The organism is Burkholderia sp. AU17457 (assembly GCF_002223255.1).
Lineage (GTDB): Bacteria > Pseudomonadota > Gammaproteobacteria > Burkholderiales > Burkholderiaceae > Burkholderia > Burkholderia sola.
This window is the reverse complement of record NZ_NKFB01000006.1, coordinates 22,542-43,436: the sequence shown is the minus strand read 5'-3', so window position 1 is coordinate 43,436 and position 20,895 is coordinate 22,542. Positions and strand designations below refer to the sequence as shown.

The 20,895-nt window shown below is 68.6% G+C and carries 19 protein-coding genes; 12 read left to right on the top strand and 7 right to left on the bottom strand.

The window, feature by feature from the left end; genetic code table 11:
• The 3 genes from CFB49_RS27040 to CFB49_RS27030 form a co-directional block, all read right to left on the bottom strand.
• The gene (locus tag CFB49_RS27040) at positions 1-1,362 is read right to left on the bottom strand and encodes a sigma-54-dependent transcriptional regulator (protein ID WP_089492876.1); all 1,362 of its coding nucleotides are present in this window, start codon (positions 1,360-1,362) and stop codon (positions 1-3) included.
• Positions 1,352-3,238: a sensor histidine kinase gene (locus CFB49_RS27035; RefSeq protein WP_089492875.1), complete on the bottom strand. Its 1,887-nt coding sequence runs from the start codon at positions 3,236-3,238 to the stop codon at positions 1,352-1,354. The genes CFB49_RS27040 and CFB49_RS27035 overlap by 11 nt, the downstream gene beginning before the upstream one ends.
• Positions 3,239-3,410: 172 nt before the next feature.
• A complete protein-coding gene (locus tag CFB49_RS27030) occupies positions 3,411-4,775 on the bottom strand; it encodes a 2-hydroxycarboxylate transporter family protein (protein WP_050017325.1) in 1,365 nt (454 codons plus the stop codon).
• A 433-nt stretch (positions 4,776-5,208) separates the two neighbouring features.
• Between CFB49_RS27030 and CFB49_RS27025 the strand changes: the two genes are divergently transcribed.
• Genes CFB49_RS27025 through CFB49_RS26995 form a run of 7 tightly spaced genes read left to right on the top strand, consistent with a single transcriptional unit; the run spans position 5,209 to position 11,612 of the window.
• On the top strand, positions 5,209-6,048 hold the full coding sequence (locus CFB49_RS27025; protein ID WP_074805377.1) for a MetQ/NlpA family ABC transporter substrate-binding protein: 840 nt from the start codon (positions 5,209-5,211) through the stop codon (positions 6,046-6,048).
• A gap of 10 nt (positions 6,049-6,058) precedes the next feature.
• Complete coding sequence (locus CFB49_RS27020) at positions 6,059-7,471, top strand: LLM class flavin-dependent oxidoreductase (RefSeq protein WP_069621510.1); 1,413 nt, start codon at positions 6,059-6,061, stop codon at positions 7,469-7,471.
• 18 nt (positions 7,472-7,489) lie between these two features.
• On the top strand, positions 7,490-8,653 hold the full coding sequence (locus CFB49_RS27015) for a methionine ABC transporter ATP-binding protein (protein WP_089437169.1): 1,164 nt from the start codon (positions 7,490-7,492) through the stop codon (positions 8,651-8,653).
• Entirely contained in the window at positions 8,646-9,302 is a 657-nt protein-coding gene (locus CFB49_RS27010) for a methionine ABC transporter permease (RefSeq protein WP_050017321.1), read from the top strand. The genes CFB49_RS27015 and CFB49_RS27010 overlap by 8 nt, the downstream gene beginning before the upstream one ends.
• Before the next feature lie 51 nt (positions 9,303-9,353).
• Positions 9,354-10,196, top strand: a complete 843-nt coding sequence (locus CFB49_RS27005; protein WP_089492874.1) for a hypothetical protein — start codon at positions 9,354-9,356, stop codon at positions 10,194-10,196.
• Positions 10,193-11,404: an acyl-CoA dehydrogenase family protein gene (locus tag CFB49_RS27000; RefSeq protein ID WP_069621507.1), complete on the top strand. Its 1,212-nt coding sequence runs from the start codon at positions 10,193-10,195 to the stop codon at positions 11,402-11,404. Before CFB49_RS27005 ends, CFB49_RS27000 begins: the two co-directional genes overlap by 4 nt.
• Positions 11,397-11,612, top strand: coding sequence for a GTP-binding protein (locus CFB49_RS26995; RefSeq protein WP_256979925.1), 216 nt, complete (start codon positions 11,397-11,399; stop codon positions 11,610-11,612). Before CFB49_RS27000 ends, CFB49_RS26995 begins: the two co-directional genes overlap by 8 nt.
• A gap of 47 nt (positions 11,613-11,659) precedes the next feature.
• On the opposite strand, the gene CFB49_RS26990 is transcribed toward CFB49_RS26995, so the two are convergent.
• Entirely contained in the window at positions 11,660-12,124 is a 465-nt protein-coding gene (locus tag CFB49_RS26990) for an Lrp/AsnC family transcriptional regulator (protein ID WP_006494255.1), read from the bottom strand.
• A gap of 168 nt (positions 12,125-12,292) precedes the next feature.
• Between CFB49_RS26990 and CFB49_RS26985 the strand changes: the two genes are divergently transcribed.
• Complete coding sequence (locus CFB49_RS26985) at positions 12,293-12,919, top strand: LysE family translocator (RefSeq protein WP_089492873.1); 627 nt, start codon at positions 12,293-12,295, stop codon at positions 12,917-12,919.
• A 32-nt stretch (positions 12,920-12,951) separates the two neighbouring features.
• Here CFB49_RS26985 and CFB49_RS26980 read toward each other — a convergent pair whose 3' ends face one another.
• The gene (locus tag CFB49_RS26980; protein WP_089492872.1) at positions 12,952-13,800 is read right to left on the bottom strand and encodes a helix-turn-helix domain-containing protein; all 849 of its coding nucleotides are present in this window, start codon (positions 13,798-13,800) and stop codon (positions 12,952-12,954) included.
• A gap of 194 nt (positions 13,801-13,994) precedes the next feature.
• On the opposite strand from CFB49_RS26980, the gene CFB49_RS26975 reads away from it, so the two are divergent.
• Together CFB49_RS26975 and CFB49_RS26970 are read left to right on the top strand one after the other, a co-directional pair.
• Positions 13,995-14,948, top strand: coding sequence for a DUF2167 domain-containing protein (locus CFB49_RS26975; RefSeq protein WP_089492871.1), 954 nt, complete (start codon positions 13,995-13,997; stop codon positions 14,946-14,948).
• A complete protein-coding gene (locus CFB49_RS26970) occupies positions 14,945-15,670 on the top strand; it encodes a site-2 protease family protein (protein WP_089492870.1) in 726 nt (241 codons plus the stop codon). Before CFB49_RS26975 ends, CFB49_RS26970 begins: the two co-directional genes overlap by 4 nt.
• 68 nt (positions 15,671-15,738) lie before the next feature.
• Here CFB49_RS26970 and CFB49_RS26965 read toward each other — a convergent pair whose 3' ends face one another.
• The gene (locus CFB49_RS26965; protein ID WP_089493127.1) at positions 15,739-17,130 is read right to left on the bottom strand and encodes an MFS transporter; all 1,392 of its coding nucleotides are present in this window, start codon (positions 17,128-17,130) and stop codon (positions 15,739-15,741) included.
• Positions 17,131-17,378: 248 nt separating this feature from the next.
• Here CFB49_RS26965 and CFB49_RS26960 point away from each other — a divergent pair, with 248 nt between their 5' ends.
• Both CFB49_RS26960 and CFB49_RS26955 read left to right on the top strand, forming a co-directional pair.
• Positions 17,379-18,956 (top strand): aldehyde dehydrogenase (NADP(+)), encoded by a 1,578-nt coding sequence (locus CFB49_RS26960; protein ID WP_069621501.1) that lies wholly within the window; start codon positions 17,379-17,381, stop codon positions 18,954-18,956.
• A 192-nt stretch (positions 18,957-19,148) separates the two neighbouring features.
• Complete coding sequence (locus CFB49_RS26955; RefSeq protein WP_089437164.1) at positions 19,149-19,703, top strand: hypothetical protein; 555 nt, start codon at positions 19,149-19,151, stop codon at positions 19,701-19,703.
• A gap of 115 nt (positions 19,704-19,818) precedes the next feature.
• Here the strand turns inward: CFB49_RS26955 and kdgD are convergent, their stop codons facing one another.
• Positions 19,819-20,733 carry a 5-dehydro-4-deoxyglucarate dehydratase gene (kdgD, locus tag CFB49_RS26950; protein ID WP_069621499.1) on the bottom strand — a complete coding sequence of 305 codons (915 nt, stop codon included), beginning with the start codon at positions 20,731-20,733 and terminating at the stop codon, positions 19,819-19,821.
• Positions 20,734-20,895: the final 162 nt, after the last annotated feature.

The window sequence follows — 20,895 nt, the reverse complement described above, 5'->3', positions numbered from 1 at the left end:
TCATTCGCCGCCGTCGGCCGCCGCGTCGCCGCGCGCGGGAATCCGCAGGTTGCGCAGCTTGTGATAGAGCGTTTTCTTCGGCATGCCGAGCGCGTCGCTCGCGTCCGCGACGTTGCCGTTGTGACGCCGCAGCATGTCCTCGATCAGCATCCGTTCGAAATACGCGAGCTGTTCCGCGAGCGTGCTGCCGGCCGTCGGCGCGCCGCCGGACGACAGCAGGCTGTCGCCGGTCAGCCCGAGCACGAAGCGGTCGGCCACGTTCTGCAGTTCGCGCACGTTGCCGGGCCACGCATGCGTCATCAGTTCGGATACCTGCGCGGCGGTGACGACCGGCGCAGGCTGCCCGAAGCGCCGCGCGGCCGCGAGCACGAAATGCTCGAACAGCAGCGGCACGTCCTCGCGCCGCTCGCGCAGCGGCGGCAGCTCGATCTGCGCGACGTTGAGGCGATACAGCAAGTCCGCACGGAAACGCCCGTCGGCCGCGAGTTCGGCGAGATCGGCCTTCGACGCGGCCACCACGCGGCAGTCGACCGGAATCAGGTCGTTCGCGCCGAGCCGTTCGACCACGCGCTCCTGCAGCACGCGCAGCATCTTGACCTGCAGCGCGATCGGCATCGTCTCGATCTCGTCGAGGAACAGCGTGCCGCCGTCCGCCCATTCGATCTTGCCGATGCGCTTCTTGATCGCGCCGGTGAACGCGCCGGCCTCGTGGCCGAACAGCTCGCTTTCGAACACCTGCTCGGGCAGGCCGCCGCAGTTCAGCGCGACGAAATGCGCGTCGCGCCGGCTGCCGAAGTCGTGCAGGCTGCGCGCGATCAGCTCCTTGCCGGTGCCGGTCTCGCCGGTGATCAGCACCGACACCGAGGTATCGGCGAGGCGCAGGATCTTCTTGCGCACGTCGGCCATCGCGGGCGACTTGCCGAGCACGAACGCCTCGATGCCCTGCCAGTTGTTCAGCGCGGCGCGCAAGCCCTGTACCTCGAGCGTCAGGCGACGCTTCTCGACCGCGCGCGCGACGCGGCCGGCGATCACGTCCGACGAAAATGGCTTCTCGATGAAGTCGTACGCGCCGACCTGCATCGCGCCGACGGCCGTCGAGATGTCCGCATGGCCGCTGATCAGCACAACCGGGATCTGCGCGTCGATGGCCATCACGCGGTCGAGCAGCTGCAGCCCGTCGATGCCCGGCATCCGCACGTCCGACACGATCACCACCGGCGCGCCGGGCGCGACGTGCGCGAGCGCGTCGGCGGCCGACGCGAACGCGTCGACCGGGAACCCGGCGAGCGCGACGGCCTGCTCGACGCCGATCCGGACGTTCTCATCGTCCTCGACGACCAGCACGCGAATCTCATCTTCCATGCTCTGTCCTTTGTTGCGGCATCGCCGCCGCGAATTCGATGGTGAACTGCGCGCCGCCGTCGTCGCGGTTCGTCGCGGCGATCTTCGCGCCGAACGCCTCGACGATGCGCGACGTGATCGCGAGGCCGAGCCCGAGGCCCTGGCCGCGCGGCTTGGTCGTGACGAATGGCTCGAACAGGTGCGGCAGCACGTCGGGCGCGATGCCGGCGCCGCTGTCGGCCACCGTGAAGCGCACGCGGCCGTCGTCGTCCGGGCCGGCCGCGTCGATGACGATGCGGCGCACCGGCGCGTCGTGCACCGCGTCGAGCGCGTTGCCGAGCAGGTTCACGATCACCTGCTGCAACTGGCTCGATTCGGCCGAGACCGTCGTGCCGGGCGCGATGTTCACGTCGAGCCGCACGCCTTCGTCGCGAATCCGCGCATCGTAGATGAGCCGCGCATGCGCGACGGCCTCGTTCAGCGACACGGCGACGCGCTCGACGTCGGGCTTGCGCGCGAAGGTCTTCAGCTCCCCGGTGAGCACGGCCATGCCGTCGACCAGCTTGCCGACCCGTTCGAGGTTCGCGAGCGCCGGCGCCGGCTGGCCGCGTTCGAAGAACGTGCGTGCGTTGTCGCACAACGTGCGGATCGCGACGAGCGGCTGGTTCAGTTCGTGCGTGAGGCCGGCGGCCATCTGTCCGAGCACCGCGAGCTTGCCCGCGTGCACGACTTCCTGCTGCGAATCGCGTAGCCGCTGCTCGGTCCGCTCGCGCTCGACGATCTCGCGCTGCATCCGCTCGTTCGCGGCGGTCAGTGCGGCCGTGCGCTGCGCGACCGTCAGTTCGAGCCGGTCGTTCGCGCGGCGCAGCGCGTCCTGTGCGCTCAGCCGCGCGAGGATCGCCCGGCGGCGCTGGATCGCATAGCCGACTAGCAGCGCGACGATCAGGAACGCGCCGGTGACGAACACGAACGCCGTCTGCTGCTGGCGCCGCGCGCCGGCGATGTCGAGCAGCACCATCAACGAATCGCCGCCCTGCGGCGCGGGGCGCGACATCACGAGATAGCGCGTGGTGCGGCCGGCGTGGCGCGGATCGGGGAAGGTGCCGAACCACGCGGCCGAACTGCGGTCGCCGATGCGGCGATAGGGCAGCGCGTCGACGGTGCGGCCCGCGTACTGGCGCGACGCCTGGATGTCGCGCTGCTGCTGCGCGGTGATCGGGCGCAGCGCGGTGAATTTCCACGCGGGCTCGGTCGAGATCACGACCACGCCGTTGCCGTCGACGACCAGCGCGGCGACGCCCGGCGCGCGCCACGCCGATTCGAGCGGGTCGACGCTGATCTTCACGGCGGCCACGCCGATCGGCGCGCCGTCGCTGCGCACCGCGCTCGCGAAGTAGACGCCCGGCACGCCGGTGTTGGTCCCGATGCCGAAGAAGCGGCCGCTGCCGCGCGCGAGCGCGTCCTTGAAGTACGGCCGGTACGACACGTTGGTGCCGACGAAGCTGATCGTCTCGTTCCAGTTGCTCGCGGCGATCACGTCGCCTTGCAGATCGATCACGTCGACCGCGCCGCTGCCCGCGTCGCGATTCACGGCTTCGAGGTAGGTGTTCACCGCATGCACGAGCGCGGGGGCATCGTTCGGCGCGGCTTTCAGCATCGCGCGCACGCCGTCCTGCCGCGCGACCAGGCCGGGCAGAATCTCGAAGCGGCCGAGCTCGCTTTTCAGGCTGGACGCGTACAGGTCGAGCCGGTGCGCGCCGGCTTCCTCGAGCGCGTCGATCGCGCGTTCCCATGCGAAATCGACGGCCGCGCCGGCCACGCCGACATACAGCACCGCGGCCGATGCCCAGCCCCACCACGGGATTCCCTTGAAGCTCTTCTGCACGTTCGCCCTCATCGAAGCCGCAACCGGCCGTCCGCAACCGGCCGTCCGCAACCGGCCGCCCGCAACTGGCCGCCCGCAACTGGCCGTCCGCAATCGCCCGCCCGGAACGACGCGCGCCGCGCGCCGGCAGGGCCGGCGGCGGCGCGTGCGAAGCAGCCGGCGCGACGGTGCGCGCGGCCGCGCGTTATCCGAAGTGCGCGACCAGGATCAGCGTCACCGTGACGACGATCGCGCCGCCGATGCGGGTGGCGATCTGCGCGAACGGCATCAGCTGCATCCGGTTCGCGGCGGTCAGGATCGCGACGTCGCCGGTGCCGCCTTGTCCGCTGTGGCAGGCGTTCACGATTGCGGTGTCGATAGGGTACATCTTCAGCAGGCGGCCGACCACGAAACCGGTGCCCATCAGCGTCGCGACGGTCGACACGATCGTGACCACGTTGACGATCGTGAACGCGGCGGTCAGCTTGTCCCACGGCGTCATCGCGACGCCGATCGCGAACAGCAGCGGATACGTGACGGCGGTCGAGAAGAACTTGTAGACGACGAACGCGCCTTCCTGCAGCGGCGGCGACACCGCGCGCGCGAGCTTCACCAGCACCGCGAGGAACAGCATCGCGACCGGCGCGGGCAGGCCGAACAGCTTGTGCGCCATCAGGCCGACGAGATACAGCGTGATCGCGGTGATGCCGGCGCCCGCGATGTGCGTGACGTCGACGTGGCCGCGGATCTCCTCGCTTTGCGGCGCCATGTCGCCGCTTTCGCCGACCTGCAGGCGGCCGTTGCCGGTCAGGTGCGGCAGGCGCTTGCCGAGCATGTCGAGCGCGCCCGACAGGATGATCGCGGTCAGGCTGCCGAGCATCACCGGCGGCAGCACCATCGCGAACATCTCGCCTTGCGGCAGGTGCATCAGTTCCGAATAGCCGATCGACAGCGGAATCGCGCCTTCGCCGACGCCGCCCGCCATGATCGGCACGACGATGTACAGCAGCGTGTGGCGCGCGCCGAGGCCGAGCGCGGTGCCGACCGCCGTGCCGACGATCGCCGCGGCGACCGAACCGGCCGCGAGCGGAATGAAGATCTTCACGAAGCCCTGGATCAGCACGCGGCGGTCCATGCTCAGGATGCTGCCGACGATGATCGACGCGATGAACAGGTACAGGAAGTTGGTCGACTTCGTGAATTCGACCGTCAGGTTCAGCACCGGCTTCGGCAGCACGTGGTAGTACGTGAGCGCCGACGGCACGAAGGTCGCGAAGATCGCCGCCGCGCCGATGTTGCGCAGGAGCGGCAGGCGCTTGCCGAGTTCCGCGCAGGTGAAGCCGAAGAACGCGAGCACAGCGATCGCCATCGAGATTTCGCCGGGCACCTTGCCCGTCACCGCGAAGCCGACGATCAGCCCGAACAGGATCACGTAGACAGGCAGCGGGATGATGCCGATGCGGATTTCCATCAGCTTCCACCAGCCTTCCGGCCAGAAGCGTTCGCGCGTGGCGGGACCGGCTGCGGCAATCGGCTCGGGATGGGACGGGGTATGGATAGAGGTCTGCAAGACGTGTCTCCTGATGTTTGGAATGCCTGCATCGCTTCGCGGCATCGTGTGCCGTCTATTACGCAACCCCCGTGCCAGAATTCCGGCCTGCCGGAATATTTCCAATCCCTTGATTCGTAAGGGATTTGTTTCGTCTACGGAAAGGGTTTTCCACGCGGGCTGGCCGAGATTTCGGAATTCCCGCGGCCACGAGGCCGAGATTTCGGCCTCGTGGCGGCCCGGGCGCGTGCCATGCCAGCCGCCCGCCGTACCGCCCGCCATATCGCCGCGCGCGATTTTCTTCGCACAATCGCTTCGTAGACCGCCTTCCCGCCGCTCTCTATCATCGGCTGATCTTTTTCCGATGCGACGACGACTGTCCGGAGAACGCCCGCGCGTTCGCCGCGGCTTCGCTCATCCGTCGATACCGTCTTTGGACAGGAGAGTGGTTCCCATGCTGCATCCCGTGTTTTCCGCCCGCTTTTCCGCCGGCCGAGTGGCCCGCCTCGCCCGCCTGCTGACGGCCGCGCTGCTCGGCGTCGTGCTGCTGAACGGCGCGCGCGCCGACACCGCGCCGCTGAAGGTCGGCATCTCGACCAGCCCGCAGATCGAGGCGCTGAAGATCGCCGCGAAGGAGGCGAAGGAGCAGGGCCTCGACGTGAAGATCGTCGAATTCACCGACTGGAACACGCCGAACGCGGCGCTCGCGAACAAGGACATCGACGTCAACTACTTCCAGCACATCCCGTTTCTCGAAAACGCGAAGAAGCAGGGCGGCTACAACTTCATCTCGATCGCGCCCGGCACGATCATGAAGATCGGCCTCTATTCGAAGAAGGTGAAAAGCTTCGCCGAGCTGAAGGATGGCGCGCGCGTCGCGATCGCGAACGATCCGGTCAACGGCGGGCGCGGGCTGTTGCTGCTGCAGCGCGCGGGGCTCATCACGCTGAAGCCGGGCGCCGACTACCGCGCGACGACGCACGACATCGTCGCCAACCCGAAGCACCTGAAGATCATCCCGCTCGAAGCGTCGCAGCTCGCGCGCTCGCTCGACGACGTCGATCTCGCGCAGGGTTATCCGAGCTTCATCAAGCTGGCCGGCACGACCGACCCGAACAGCGCGCTGCTGTTCGACGGCACCGAGAACAAGAACTTCGCGATCCAGTGGGTCGTGCGACCGGAGAGCGCGAACGATCCGCGCATCCGCAAGTTCATCTCGATCTACCAGCATTCGCCGGCGGTGCGCCGTGCGCTCGACAACGCGTTCGGCTCGCTGTACGCGATCGCGTGGTGACGGAGGCGGCATGACGACGGCGAACCGCAAGAAGATCCTGCTCAACGCGTTCAACATGAACTGCGTCGGGCATATCAACCACGGGCTGTGGACGCATCCGCGCGACCGCTCCGCGCACTACACCGACCTCGACTACTGGGCCGATCTCGCGAAGACGCTCGAACGCGGCAAGTTCGACGGGATCTTTCTCGCGGACATCGTCGGCGTGTACGACGTGTTCGGCGGCGGGCCCGAGGCCGCACTGCGCGAATCGGTGCAGGTGCCCGTCAACGATCCGCTGCTGCTCGTGCCCGCGATGGCGCAGGTCACGCGGCATCTCGGCTTCGGCGTGACCGCGAACCTGACCTACGAGCCGCCGTACCTGTTCGCGCGCCGCATGTCGACGCTCGATCATCTGACGAAAGGGCGCGTGGGCTGGAACATCGTCACCGGCTACCTCGACAGCGCCGCGCGCGGGATGGGCCTCGCGCAGCAGATCGGCCACGACGACCGCTACGAGCGCGCCGACGATTACATGGACGTCGTCTACAAGCTGTGGGAACAGAGCTGGGACGACGACGCGGTGATCCGCGACACGCAGGCGCGCGTGTTCGCGCAGCCGGGCAAGGTGCGGCGCGTGAAGCACGACGGGCCGTTCTATTCGATCGATGCGATCCATCTGAGCGAACCGTCGCTGCAACGCACGCCGGTGCTGTACCAGGCCGGCTCGTCCGCGCGCGGCGTCGAGTTCGCGGGCCGTCACGCGGAATGCGTGTTCGTGAACGGGCAGAGCAAGGCCGCGGCGCGCGCGGCGGCGCTCGACATCCGCGCGGCCGCCGCGCGGCAGGGGCGCGACCCGGCGTCGATCAAGATCTTTGCCGGTGTGAGCGTCGTGACGGCCGAGACCGAATTGCTCGCCCGCGAGAAGTTCGACGAGTACCGGCGCTACGCAAGCCCCGAAGCCGGCCTCGCGCATTTCGCGAGCTCGACCGGCATCGATTTCGCGAAGTACGGCCTCGACGAGCCGATCTCGTATGTGAAGACCGATTCGATCCAGTCGGCCGTCGACGCGATCTCGCGCAAGAGCACGACCGGCACGTGGACCGTGCGCCGGATGCTCGAGCAGATGTCGCTGGGCGGCCGCTATGCGCCGATCGTCGGTTCGCCGTCGCAGGTCGCGGACGAACTGCAGGCATGGATCGACGAGACCGGCATCGACGGCTTCAACCTGACGCGCACCGTGATGCCCGAGTCGTTCGAGGATTTCGTCGACTGGGTCGTGCCCGAGCTGCAGAACCGCGGCGTCTACAAGGAAGACTACGATCCCGCGCCGACGCTGCGCGAGAAGCTGTTCGGCGCAGGCCCGCGCCTGCCCGCCTGGCACACCGGCGCGCAGCACCGGCCGGCGGCCGCCGCCGAACCTGCGCATCCCGCGCATGCCTGAACGTGACGGAGCGAAGCGATGACGCAATTGTTCGATACGCTGGGTTTCATCGAGGCATCGGCCGTGCGCGCCGGCGCCGGCGTCGATGCAACCGCGCATGAGGGAACGGCCGTGCCGGCCGGCGGCGCGGCCGTGTCGCTGGAGCAGGTCGGCAAGGTATTCGCGACGCCGCGCGGCCACGCCGCCGCGCTGCGCGACGTGACGCTCGACGTGCGGCGCGGCGAGGTGTTCGGCATCATCGGCCGCAGCGGCGCCGGCAAGTCGACGCTGCTACGGCTCCTGAACGGCCTCGAACGGCCGAGTTCGGGCCGCGTGCGCGTGCAGGGCGTCGACGTCGGCGCGCTCGACGAGGATGGCCTCGTCGCGTTGCGGCGCCGCACCGGCATGGTGTTCCAGCATTTCAACCTGCTGTCCGCGAAGACGGTGTTCGAGAACGTCGCGCTGCCGCTGAAGATCGCCGGCGTGCCGAAGGCCGAGCGCGTGCGCAAGGTCGAGGCGCTGCTCGATCTCGTCGGGCTCGCCGCGAAGCGCGACGCGTATCCGGCGAGCCTGTCGGGCGGGCAGAAGCAGCGCGTTGGCATCGCGCGGGCCCTCGTGCACGATCCGGAGGTGCTGCTGTGCGACGAAGCGACGTCGGCGCTCGATCCGGAAACCACGCAATCGATCCTCGCGCTGCTCGCGGACATCAACCGTCGTCTCGGGCTGACGATCGTGCTGATCACGCACGAGATGGAAGTGATCCGCGCGGTGTGCGACACGGTCGCGGTGATCGAACAGGGCGAAGTCGTCGAAGCCGGCCCGGTGTGGCGCGTGTTCGGCGATCCGCGCCACGGCGCGACGCGCGCGCTGCTGAGTACGCTGCAGCACGATCTGCCGGCCGAACTGGCCGCGCGCGTGCGGCCGCTGCCCGAGCAGGCCGCGCTGCCCGACGGCGCGCAGATCGTGCTCGACGTCCGCTACACGGGCGAGAGCGGCGGCGAGCCGGACGTCGGCGCGCTTGCGGCGGCGCTCGGCGGCTCCGTGCGGTTCCTGCACGGCGGCATCGAGAGCATCCAGGGGCATGCGCAGGGGCGGCTCGTGATCGCCGCGACGCCGCGTGCGGATGACGCCGGCCCGGTCGCCGCGCTGCTCGAACGCGCGCGCCGCCATGCGAATCACGCGGAGGTGCTCGGCTATGTTTGAACTCTGGTGGCCCGAATTGCTCGACGCGATCCGCGACACGCTGTCGATGGTCGCCGCATCGGCCGCGATCGCGGCGCTGATCGGCATCCCGCTCGCGGTGATCCTCGTGACCACCGCGCCCGGCGGCATCTACGCGCGGCGCGGCGTAAACGCGGTGCTCGGCGCGCTCGTCAACGTGTTCCGCTCGACGCCGTTCATCATCCTGCTCGTCGCGCTGCTGCCGTTCACGCGCATCCTGATCGGCACGACGATCGGCGTGTGGGCGGCCGTCGTGCCGCTGTCGATCGCCGCGATCCCGTTCTTCGCGCGCATCGCCGAAGTGAGCCTGCGCGAAGTCGATCGCGGGCTGATCGAGGCCGCGCTCGCGATGGGCGCGAAACGCCGCCACATCGTGTGGCACGTGCTGCTGCCCGAAGCGCTGCCCGGCATGCTCGGCGGCTTCACGATCACCGTCGTCGCGCTGATCGGCTCGACCGCGATGGCGGGCGCCGTCGGCGCGGGCGGCCTCGGCGATCTCGCGATCCGCTATGGCTATCAACGTTTCGACACGACCGTCATGGCGACCGTGATCGTAATCCTGATCGCACTCGTTTCGGCCGTGCAAATCACGGGCGACCGCCTGGTCCGACGCGTGACCCGGCGAACCTGAGCGACGCCACGAGCGTCCGCTCGCTTCATTCCTGATCCTGAGAGAAAAACCATGACCTTGCCCATCGGCGCGCCACGCGAATGGAACGGACAATTCGAGGAAACGCTGTTTCTGGAGGTGGCGCGACGCCATCGTCCGGACTTCCCCGACAAAGCGGCGACGCCGCCGCGCGAGCCGCGCAACGGCGACGAGCTGGCCGCCGTCGCCGACTACTACACGAAGATGGCGTCGCACGACCTGTTCATCGTGCAGGTCGTCGCGAAGGCGATCGACACGCTGTTCCGCGACGATCCGCATTTCCAGCTGATCCTGTCGCGCCAGCTCGGCGACGACGGCGCGCACGCGGTGATCGGGCGTGAGCGCGTGACCGAACTGACGGGGCGCGATCCGCTGCCGGAAGTCGACCGGCTCGTCGCCGCGCACTGGGCGCGCATCGGCGATACCGCGGTGCGCGACGTCGCGGGCTTTCTCGCGTTCGAATGGCATTACGAGCTGCACATCCTCGCGAAGCTGTGGATTCAGCGCAAGACCGGCCGCATCGGCGACGGCGCGATGCGCGAGCACGGCGAGAACCGGATTCGCCCGGACGAGGAATGGCATCGCGTGCAGATCGTCCAGTGGTGGTTCGACACGCTGCAGGCGCTGCCGGCGGCCGAGCGCGACGCGCTGATCGATCGCGTGATCGCGGCCGACGAGGAAACCCAGGCGCGACTCGACGGCTATCTGCACGACGAGTACGCACATACCGCACTGGTATTCGGCGCGGATATCGCCGAATATCGTGCGATCTACGACGACTGGCGGCGCGAGATCCTGTCGCGGCTGACCGGCCGCCAGCTTGGCGCGCTCGTACCGCTGTCGGGCGAAACCGTTGAACAGGAAGCTGTCGCATGAACGATCCACGCGGCCCGGCGACGCTGGCGCCGGATACCGATACACCGGCCGTCGACCGCGCCGCGCTCGCGCGCGCGATCGATGCGCTGCGCGTGAGCGCCGCCGAGCGCGACCGCGCCGGTGGTCACGCCGGGCAGGAGAAGCAGTGGCTCGCCGACGCGGGCCTGCTGACGCTCGCGGTGCCGCGTGCGTTCGGCGGGCAGGAAGCGGCGTGGCCCGCGATCTACGACGTCATCCGGCAGGTCGCGCGGGTCGACAGCGCGCTCGCGCACCTCGTCGGCTTCCAGTGCCTGCAGGTGGTGAGCGTCGACGTGTGGGGCAGCGCCGCGCAGCGCGAGCGCTATCTGCGCGGCACGGTCGACGGGCGCTGGTGGTGGGGCAACGCGGTCAATCCGCTCGACACGCGGCTCGTCGCCACGGCGACGCCCGACGGCGGCTACCGGCTCGACGGCGTGAAGGGTTTCTGTTCCGGCACGCGCGGCTCGCAGCGGATGACTGTGTCCGCGCACGATCCGGCGATCGGCCGCACCGTGTTCGGCGTGGTGCCGACCGATCGGGCCGGAATCACGGTCAACGACGACTGGGATCCGGTCGGCCAGCGTCAGACCGACAGCGGCAGCGTGCGCTTCGACGGCGTGACGCTCGCGCCGGACGAAGTGCTGCACCGTTCCGAGACTGCTCCGACGCCGCGCGCGACGCTGCGCACGCTCGTGTCGCAGCTCGTGCTGACGAACCTGTTCGTCGGCCTGGCGGAAGGCGCGCTGGCCGAGGCGCGCGACTACGTGCGGCAGCATGGCCGCCCGTGGATTCACTCGGGCGTCGAGCGGGCCGAGGACGATCCGTACACGCTGCAGCGCTTCGGCGACATGCGCGTGCGCGCGATCGCCGCGGCGGCGCTGGCCGATCGCGCGGCCAGCGCGTTGCAGCACGCGTGGGCACGGCAGGATGCGCTGACGGCCGACGAACGCGCCGAAGTCGCGCTCGCGGTATCGGAAGCGAAGATCGTCGCGCAGCGCGCGGCACTCGACAACGGCGAGGCGCTGTTCGACGCATGCGGCGCACGCGCGACGGCCGCGTCGCTGGGCCTCGACCGCTTCTGGCGGAACGCGCGCACGCATACGCTGCATGACCCGCTCGACTACCGGCTGCGCGACGTGGGCCGGTTCGCGCTGACCGCGGAATTGCCGCCGGCGTCGCTCTATACGTAAATCCGCAGCAGGGCGGTGCCGGCTCGGCGCCGCGCGCTGGGACGAGCACGTCGGCGATGCACGGCAGGAACTCGTGCTGATCGGCATGGACATGGACGAGCCGGCGTTGCGCGCGCGCTTCGACGCATGTCTGCTGACCGACGCCGAGATGGCGACCGTCCCCGAACACAGGACCACGTGGGACAACCCGTTTCGCGACTGGGCCTGACGTGAACGCGCGCTGCCTGCATCGATCCGGATGGCGTTCCTCGACACCTAGATCGGCAGCCGCACCGTCTGCTTGATGCGCTTCAGCGGGATCTCGGTTTCGACGTTGCGTACGCCTTCGATCTGCGTGAGCGTCTCCATCTGGAAGCGCTGATAGTCGTCGAGATCCTTCGCGATCACGCGCAGCAGATAATCGTAGCTGCCGGCCATCAGATGGCATTCGAGTACTTCGGGGGCCTGCTCCATCTCCCGCGCGAAGCGTTCGACCGTCGTCTTGTCCTGTCGCTCCAGCGTGACGCGGACGAATGCCGTGAAGCGCAACTCGACGGCTGCGGGATTCAGCAGCGCGACGTACGCATCGATCACGCCCTGTTCCTCGAGCAGGTGAACGCGGCGCAGGCATGGCGTGGGCGAGAGCCCGGCCTGTTGCGCGATGTCGGCGTTCGTCTGGTTCGAGTTCTGCTGCAACGCACGGAGGATGCGTCGATCGATCGCGTCCAGTTTGATTGGCATTTTTGGCTATCAATGAAGTTGATATTGGATAATAACGCCAAATTTGACGCTGTAAATAGCCGGGTTTGCATCCAATCTCCACGGGAAATTCCCGATAATCTGACGACTACCCCGGCCCGCAAGCGCGCGATTCCCGCCCGCCGCGGCGCCGCCCTCAGGAGATTCCCGATGCCGCACGTCGCCTGGTTGCCGTTCATGGCCACCTCCCTTCTGATCATCCTGACGCCCGGCCAGGACATGGTGCTCGTGATGTCGCGCACGCTGTCCAGCGGCACGCGCGCAGGCCTCGTGACCGCCGCGGGCGTCAGCGTCGGGCTGCTCGTCCACACGATGCTCGCGACGCTGGGGCTGGGCGCGCTTCTTCAGGCATCCGAATGGCTGTTCACCGCACTGAAGATGATCGGCGCGTTGTACCTGCTGTATCTCGGCATCACGCTGTTGCGTTCGTCGGGCGAATTGACGCTCGCGGGCAGCGGCGCCGCGCCGGAATCGCGGCTCCGGACGTTCGCGCAAGGCGCGCTGTCCAACGTGTCGAATCCGAAGGTCGCGCTTTTCTACCTGGCGTTTCTGCCGCAATTCGTTCCGGCGGGCGCCGCGCACCCGATGTTGTCGCTGTTCGTGCTGGGCGCGACGTTTGCCGGCCTGACGTTTCTCGTCAAGGGGCCGGTTGCGCTGTTCGCCGGCCTGCTGTCGGCGTCGATTCGCCGCAACCCGCGCATCCTGACGCGCATGCATCGCGTCAGCGGCGTGGTTCTGCTGGCGCTCGGCGTGAAGCTCGCGCTCGAACGCCGCTGATCGCGGCCACCGTGCCGGCACGCCTGCCGGCTCTACTCCGCCGGCAACGCCTCCGCCAGCGCCCGCATCGCCTCCACCGTTTCCGGGTTCGCCGGAAAGAACGCCTCGATCGCGAGTTCTGACAGCGTCACGTCGACTGGCGTACCGAATACCGTCGTCGTACTGAAGAACGTCAGCTCGCCGCTCGCCGTGCGTAGCCGCAGCGGCACGGCGATATCCGCGAAATCGGTGCGCGCGTGCGAATCGTCGGGCTGCTCGGCGGGCGCCGGATACGCGGCGAGTTCGTCGCGCAGCGCATGCAGCGTGCGGTCGCCGCTCGCGTCGATCTGCCGCTGCAGCCGATGCAGGATATGCGCGCGCCATTCGTGCCAGTTGACGATCTGCGACGCGAGACCGTCCGGATGCAGGCTCAGCCGCAGCACGTTGACGGGCGGCTGCAGCAGCGCCGGATCGGCCTGCGCGACCAGCGCGCCGAGCATCCGGTTCGCCGCGAGCAGCGTCCAGTGGCGGTCCACCGCGAGCGCCGGATAGGGCTCGTGCCCGCGCAGCACGGCTTCGACCGCATGACGCGCGGCATCCAGTTGCGGGTCAGAAAACGGCCGTTCGCGAAACAGCGGCGCGAAGCCGGCCGCGACGAGCAGCGCATTGCGTTCGCGCAGCGGCACGTCGAGGCGCTCGGCGAGATGCAGCACCATCTCGCGGCTCGGCTGCGCGCGGCCCGATTCGACGAAGCTCAGGTGACGCGCGGACACTTCCGCGTCGAGCGCGAGCGCCATCTGGCTCAGGCGCCGGCGTTGCCGCCACGTGCGCAGCAGCGGGCCGATGCCGGACGCGCGGCCGGCGGACGGAGAGGGCGAATGGAGGGGGGCGGTCGGGTTCATGGCGCAGATGATAGGCAATCCCGCGCGTTTTCGGCATTACCTGCGAGGTAAGCATCGCGCCGCGCCGGTCGCGCGCAGCCGCTGCGTTACCATAGCCCCCGTGCCACCTGAGAGGCGGCGCCGGACCCGCGACGACAACGCATGGGCCGGTCGCCGCGCACATCGACAACAAGGCATTCCAGGGGAATCCAACAATGAAAAAACTTGCCGTCCGGCTCGCCTGCGTGGCGATGCTCGCACTCGCCGCGACCAGCGGCCACGCGCAGACCGAAGCTGCGCAGGTCGAAATGAGGGCCGCCGCCGCGGCCGCCAACGAAGCGGTCGTGAAGGGGCCGACCGACATCGACGTCAAACACGAAGCCGTGCTGAAGCTGAAGGCCGGCGAGTCGTTCGTGCCGGCCGCCGAAGCCGGCCGCTACCTGCGCTCGATGGGCAACGCGATCGACGAATCGAAACTGGTCGGCCTCGTGCTGCCCGACGATCCGGACGCCGACTGGATCTCGGTCGTGTCGTTCGAGCCGAGCGGCTACATCCGCGACGACGACGCGAAGGACTGGAAGCCCGACGAACTGCTGAAAAGCCTGCAGGCCGGCACCGAGGAAAGCAACCCGGCGCACAAGGAGCGCGGCCTGCCCGAAACCGAGGTGGTCGGCTGGGCGAAGGCGCCCGCGTACGACGCGGCCACGCACCGGCTCGTGTGGTCGGCGATCATCCGCGACAAGGGCGCGGCGCCGAATGCCGCGAACGACGGCGTGAACTACCGGACGCTCGTGCTCGGCCGCGACGGCTACCTGTCGCTGACGATGGCGTCGACGCTCGCCGACCTGCCGAAGTACAAGGCCTCGGCCGACGAACTGCTGTCGAACATCCGCTTCAACGACGGCAAGCGTTATGCCGACTTCAACCAATCGACCGACCACGTCGCCGAGTACGGGCTCGCGGCGCTGATCGTCGGCGTCGGCGCGAAAAAGCTCGGCCTGCTCGCGCTGATCGGCGCGTTCGCGGTGAAGTTCTTCAAGATCGGCGCGGTCGCGCTGCTGGCCGGCGGCGCGGCGCTCAAGCGCTTCTTCGGGCGCAAGCCGAAGGCGGCCGGGGTGCCGGCCGTCGCCGACGCATCCGACGCGGTCGCCACGGAGCGCAAGGAATGACGAAGCTGCTGCTGCTGATCTTCGGCGGCCTGAAGCTCGGCAAGGTGCTCGTATCGGCGGGCACGATGCTCGCGTCGATCGCGGTCTATGCGCTGTTCTACGGCTGGCGTTTCGCGGCCGGTTTCGTCGCCTTGCTGCTGGTGCACGAAGCCGGCCACTACGTCGCCGCGCAGCGGCGCGGGCTCGACGTCGGGCTGCCGACCTTCATCCCGTTCGTCGGCGCGTGGATCCAGTTGAAGGAAATGCCGCACGACGCGGAAACGGAAGCGTACGTCGGGCTCGCCGGGCCGTTCGTCGGCACGCTGGGCGCGCTGGCCTGCTATGCGGCCGCGCGGCACACCGACAGCAACCTGTTGCTTGCGCTGTCGTACACGGGTTTCTTTCTCAACCTGTTCAACATGATTCCGCTGTCGCCGTTCGACGGCGGGCGGATCACCGCGGTGCTGTCGCCGCGCATCTGGTTCGCGGGCGTGCCGGTGCTGATCGCGCTGTTCGCGTATCGGCCGAGCCCGCTGCTGATCGTGATGGCGATCTTCGCGCTGCCTCAGTTGAAGCGTGCGTGGCGCTACGATCCCGACGCGCCGGAGAACCGCATGTACTATGCGACGTCGATCGAGACGAAGACGACCTACGCGCTCTGCTACGTCGGCCTGCTCGCGTTCCTCGCGCTGATGACGTCCGGCGTGCACGACATGCTGCGCGTCGTGCACGCGTCGACCTGACGTCGATCCGATGCAAAAAAACGGCGGCCGCTGTTGCGCGGCCGCCGTTCCTTGCGACACATCGAACGTCACGCGTCGCGATGACGCAGTTCGACGCGCTTGATGTCCTTCACGATCACGAGATAGCTGAACACGGTGACGAGCGCGTTCAGCCCGACGAACACCAGTGCGCCGTTGAACGAGCCGCTCGCGCCGACGAGGTAGCCGATCGCGATCGGCGCGACGATGCCCGCCGTGTTGCCGAACATGTTGAACAGGCTGCCCGACAGGCCGATCGCTTCCTTCGGCGCGGTATCCGCGACGACGGCCCAGCCGAGCGAGCCGATCCCCTTGCCGAAGAACGACACGGCCATCAGCATGATGACCAGCGCTTCGCTGTCGACGTAGTTGCAGCCGATGATCGTCATCGACAGCAGCATCCCGCCGACGATCGGAATCTTGCGCGCGAACGTCAGCGATACGCCGCGGCGGATCAGCGCGTCCGACAGCATTCCGCCGAGCACGCCGCCGAGGAACCCGCAGATTGCCGGCAGCGACGTCATGAAGCCGGCCTTCAGCAGCGACATGCCGCGCGCCTGGACGAGGTAGATCGGGAGCCACGTGAGGAAGAAGTAGGTGAGCACGTTCACGCAGTACTGGCCGAGGTACACGCCGATCAGCATCCGGTTCGACAGCAGCTGGCGCACGTAGTACCAGCCGGCCACGCGGCTGCCCTCGGAAGCGCCGCCGCCGCTGCCGCTGCCGCGCGCCCCGCCCGTCGACCGCACCAGGCCGCCACCCTGCTCGATATGGTCGAGTTCCGCGCGGTTCACGGCCGGATGGTCGGCCGGGTCCTTCACGACGCGCAGCCACAGGAACGCGAGCGCGATGCCGGCCAGGCCGAGCCACAGATACACCTGATGCCAGCCGTACGCATGCGTGAGCCAGGCCATCAGCGGCGAGAACACCACGGCCGCGAAGTACTGCGCGGCGTTGAAGATCGCCGACGCGGTGCCGCGCTCGGCGGTCGGGAACCAGCTCGCGACGACCTTCGCGTTCGCCGGAAACGCCGGCGCCTCCGCGATGCCGACCGCGAAGCGCATCGCGAACAGCGCGGCCACCGCGAACGCGGCGCTGCCGCCGACGCCGATCGCGCTCTGCAGCAGCGTGAACGCCGACCACAGGAAGATGCTCGCCGCATACACGCGCCGCGCGCCGAAGCGGTCGAGCAGCCAGCCGCTCGGCAGTTGCGCGAGCACGTACGCCCAGCTGAACGCCGAGAAGATGTAACCCATCGTCACCGGGTCGATGCCGAACGCCTTGCGGATCGGCGTGCCGGTGATCGACAGCGTCGCGCGGTCCGCATAGTTGAGCGTCGTGACGACGAACAGCATCGCCAGGATCCAGTAGCGCACCGCAGTTCGGCGCGCGGTGCGCGCGAGATCGAGCGGAAGATCGCGAGGGGAGGACTGATTGCTCATTTTGAACATACGTCGTCGTATGACATGAGCGAAAGTGTATTGCCAATGCCCGGACTCAGAAACCTCGGGTTTTCCCTTTGAGGTCGGCCTCACAATATGGGAACGTCGGGATTTACTGGCCCGGACAACGCTTGCCGGTGTATCGTCCGCGCCCTCGCAGACGGCGAGAATGACCCCATGCCGTCGGCAGACATCGTATCTGTTGCGTTACAATGAGCCATCCATTCCCGAACCACGGAGCACACCCCATGCAACTGACAGGAGAGATGCTGATCGGCGCCGAAGCGGTGGCCGGCTCGGCAGGCACCTTGCACGCATTCGATCCGACGAAGGGCGCGCCGATCGAGGCCCCGGCGTTCGGCGTCGCGACGCAGGCCGACGTCGATCGCGCGTGCGAACTCGCCCGCGACGCGTTCGATGCGTACCGCACGCAACCGCTCGCGGCCCGCGCGGCGTTCCTCGAAGCGATTGCCGATGAGATCGTCGCGCTCGGCGATGCGCTGATTGACCGCGCGCACGCCGAAACGGGGCTGCCCGTCGCGCGGCTGCAGGGCGAGCGCGGCCGCACCGTCGGCCAGCTCCGGTTGTTCGCGCGCGTGGTGCGCGACGGGCGCTTCCTCGCCGCGTCGATCGATCCCGCGCAGCCGGCGCGCACGCCGCTGCCGCGTTCCGACCTGCGGCTGCAGAAAGTCGCGCTCGGGCCCGTCGCCGTGTTCGGCGCAAGCAATTTCCCGCTCGCGTTCTCGGTGGCCGGCGGCGATACCGCGTCGGCGCTCGCGGCCGGTTGCCCGGTGATCGTGAAGGCGCACGAGGCGCACCTCGGCACGTCCGAACTGGTCGGCCGCGCGATTCGCGCCGCGGTCGAGAAAACCGGCATGCCGGCCGGCGTGTTCTCGCTGCTGGTCGGCCCCGGCCGCGTGACCGGCGCGGCGCTGGTCAGCCATCCGGCGATCCAGGCCGTCGGCTTCACCGGTTCGCGGCAGGGCGGGATGGCGCTCGTGCAACTCGCGAACGCGCGCCCGCAGCCGATTCCCGTCTATGCGGAAATGAGCAGCATCAACCCCGTCGTGCTGTTCCCGGCCGCGCTGGCCGCGCGTGGCGACGCGATCGCGACGGGCTTCGTCGATTCGCTGACGCTCGGCGTCGGCCAGTTCTGTACCAATCCGGGCCTCGTGCTCGCGATCGACGGCCCCGATCTCGACCGTTTCGAAACGGTCGCCGCGCAGGCGCTCGCGAAGAAGCCGGCCGGCGTGATGCTCACGCCCGGCATCGCCGATGCGTACCGCAATGGCCGCGGCAAGCTGGCCGAACTGCCGGGCGTGCGCGAAATCGGCGCGGGCGAGGCCGCGCAGACCGACTGCCAGGCGGGCGGTGCGCTGTACGAAGTCGGCGCGCAGGCATTCCTGGGCGAGCCGGCGTTCAGCCACGAGGTATTCGGGCCGGCGTCGCTGATCGTGCGCTGCCGCGATCTCGACGAAGTCGCGCGCGTGCTCGACGCGCTCGAAGGCCAGTTGACGGCCACGCTGCAAATCGACGCCGACGACAAGCCGCTCGCGCGCCGGCTGCTGCCGATCCTCGAGCGCAAGGCCGGGCGGCTGCTGGTCAACGGTTACCCGACCGGCGTCGAGGTGTGCGATGCGATGGTGCACGGCGGGCCGTTCCCCGCGACGTCGAACCCGGCCGTCACGTCGGTCGGCGCGACCGCGATCGAGCGCTTCCTGCGGCCGGTGTGCTATCAGGATTTCCCGGACGACCTGCTGCCCGAAGGGCTGAGGGAAGGCAATCCGCTCGCGATTCCGCGGCTGCGGGACGGCAAGGCGGAGTGACGTGGCGGCGGCCCGGCGGCGAGCGCCGGGCTGCTTGCCGGATGGGCGAAAGCGGAGGCGGCCGGTGGCCGTCTCCGCTTTTTTTCGCGGTGGCTTTCCTGTTGCCCGCGTTTCTCCTACAGTAGCGAAGCCGCGGGCCGTCCGGCCCGCAGGCGAGCCTGAGAGATCACAAGACCAACAAGGAACCATCCGATGACTATCAGCAAGCGTGGCGACCACCTGTTCGCGGCCGGGTTGTGGAAAGCGATCGGCGACGTCGCGAAATCGGTCCGTACCCAGATCGGCGAAACCAGCGAAGGGCGTGTGCTGGCCGACGCGCTGTTCGCGCTGCAGCGCGAGCTGGGCGGCAGCGAATTCGATGTGACGATCAACCAGGGGCGGCCCGTCGCGGGCTCCGATCCGCATTCGTTGATCTTCGGCAGGGCCGTCGAGCGCTTCAAGTACGACATGGAGGCGGTGGTGTTCGCGCTGAAGCATCGCCGCAGCATCGACGGGCCGAACGGCGCGCAGCGCGCCGACGCGCTCACGCAGGCCAACACGCATCTCGCGACCGCGAAGCAGTACGCGATGTTTACCGTCGGGCGCTTCTTCGATGCGGTCGTCGATCGCGACGTGCTGGAGCAGATCGTGGGCGCCGAGTCGCCGGCGCGCGGCCGGCCGCTCGCGGCGCGCAAGGGGATCGACGAGACGCAGCGCACGCTCGCGAGCGTGCGGCAGCGGATCATCGGCGCGATCGCGCAGATGTAATGCGATGGCCGCGCCGGCTCGTCGAGCCGCGCGGCCATCGCGTGATACGGATACGGACGCGTGGGCAGCCGGCGCGCCGTGCCGATGAAGGCGCCGCGCCGCCGGCGAACCCGGCTTACTGCGGGCCCATCTTCTTGATCAGCACGTCGAGCTCCGCCGCTTCTTCGTCGGTCAGGTCGACGAGCGGTGCGCGCACCGGGCCCGCGTCGTGGCCGACGAGCTTCGCGCCCGCCTTCACGATGCTGACCGCGTAGCCGGCGCGGCGATTGCGGATCTTCAGGTACGGCAGGAAGAACTCGTCGATCAGGCGGCCGACCGTCGCGTGGTCGTCCTTCGCGATCGCTTCGTAGAATGCCATCGCCGTCTTCGGGATGAAGTTGAACACGGCCGACGAGTACACCGGCACGCCGAGCGCCTTGTACGCGGCCGCATAGACTTCAGCCGTCGGCAGGCCGCCGAGGTACGCAAAGCGATCGCCGAGGCGGCGGCGGATCGTGACCATGCTTTCGATCTCACCGACGCCGTCCTTGAAGCCGATCAGGTTCGGGCAACGGTCGGCGAGGCGCTCGAGCATGTCCGCATTCAGCTTCGAATTCGCGCGGTTGTACACCACGACGCCGATCTTCAGCGCGCGGCACACCTGCTCGACGTGCTCGGCGATCCCTTCCTGGCTCGCTTCGGTCAGGTAGTGCGGCATCAGCAGCACGCCGCTCGCGCCGAGGCGCTCGGCTTCCTGCGCATATTCGATCGCGACGCGCGTCGCGCCGCCCGCGCCGGCGAGGATCGGCACCTTGCCCTTGCAGGTTTCCGTCGCGACGCGGATCACGTCCGAATACTCGCGCTGCGTGAGCGAGAAGAATTCGCCGGTGCCGCCGGCCGCGAACAATGCGCTCGCGCCATACGGCGCCAGCCATTCGAGGCGCTCGGCGTAGGTGGTCGGACGGAAGCTGCCGTCCGCGTCGAAATCCGTCAGCGGAAACGACAGCAGGCCGTGGGAGATGATCTGTTTGAGTTCTTGCGGTGAAGTCATGGTTGAGGTCGTTCGTCTAGCGCGAGTGCTGGTTCGTCGGGAACGGCATACGAGCCGAATTGGCGATGTCGTTGTATGTCATCGTACAACGCAAGCATGAGCGGCGCAAGCGGTTTGCTGACGGGTCAAAGGTAGGGTCTTTCCGGATAAGGGTTTACGTAG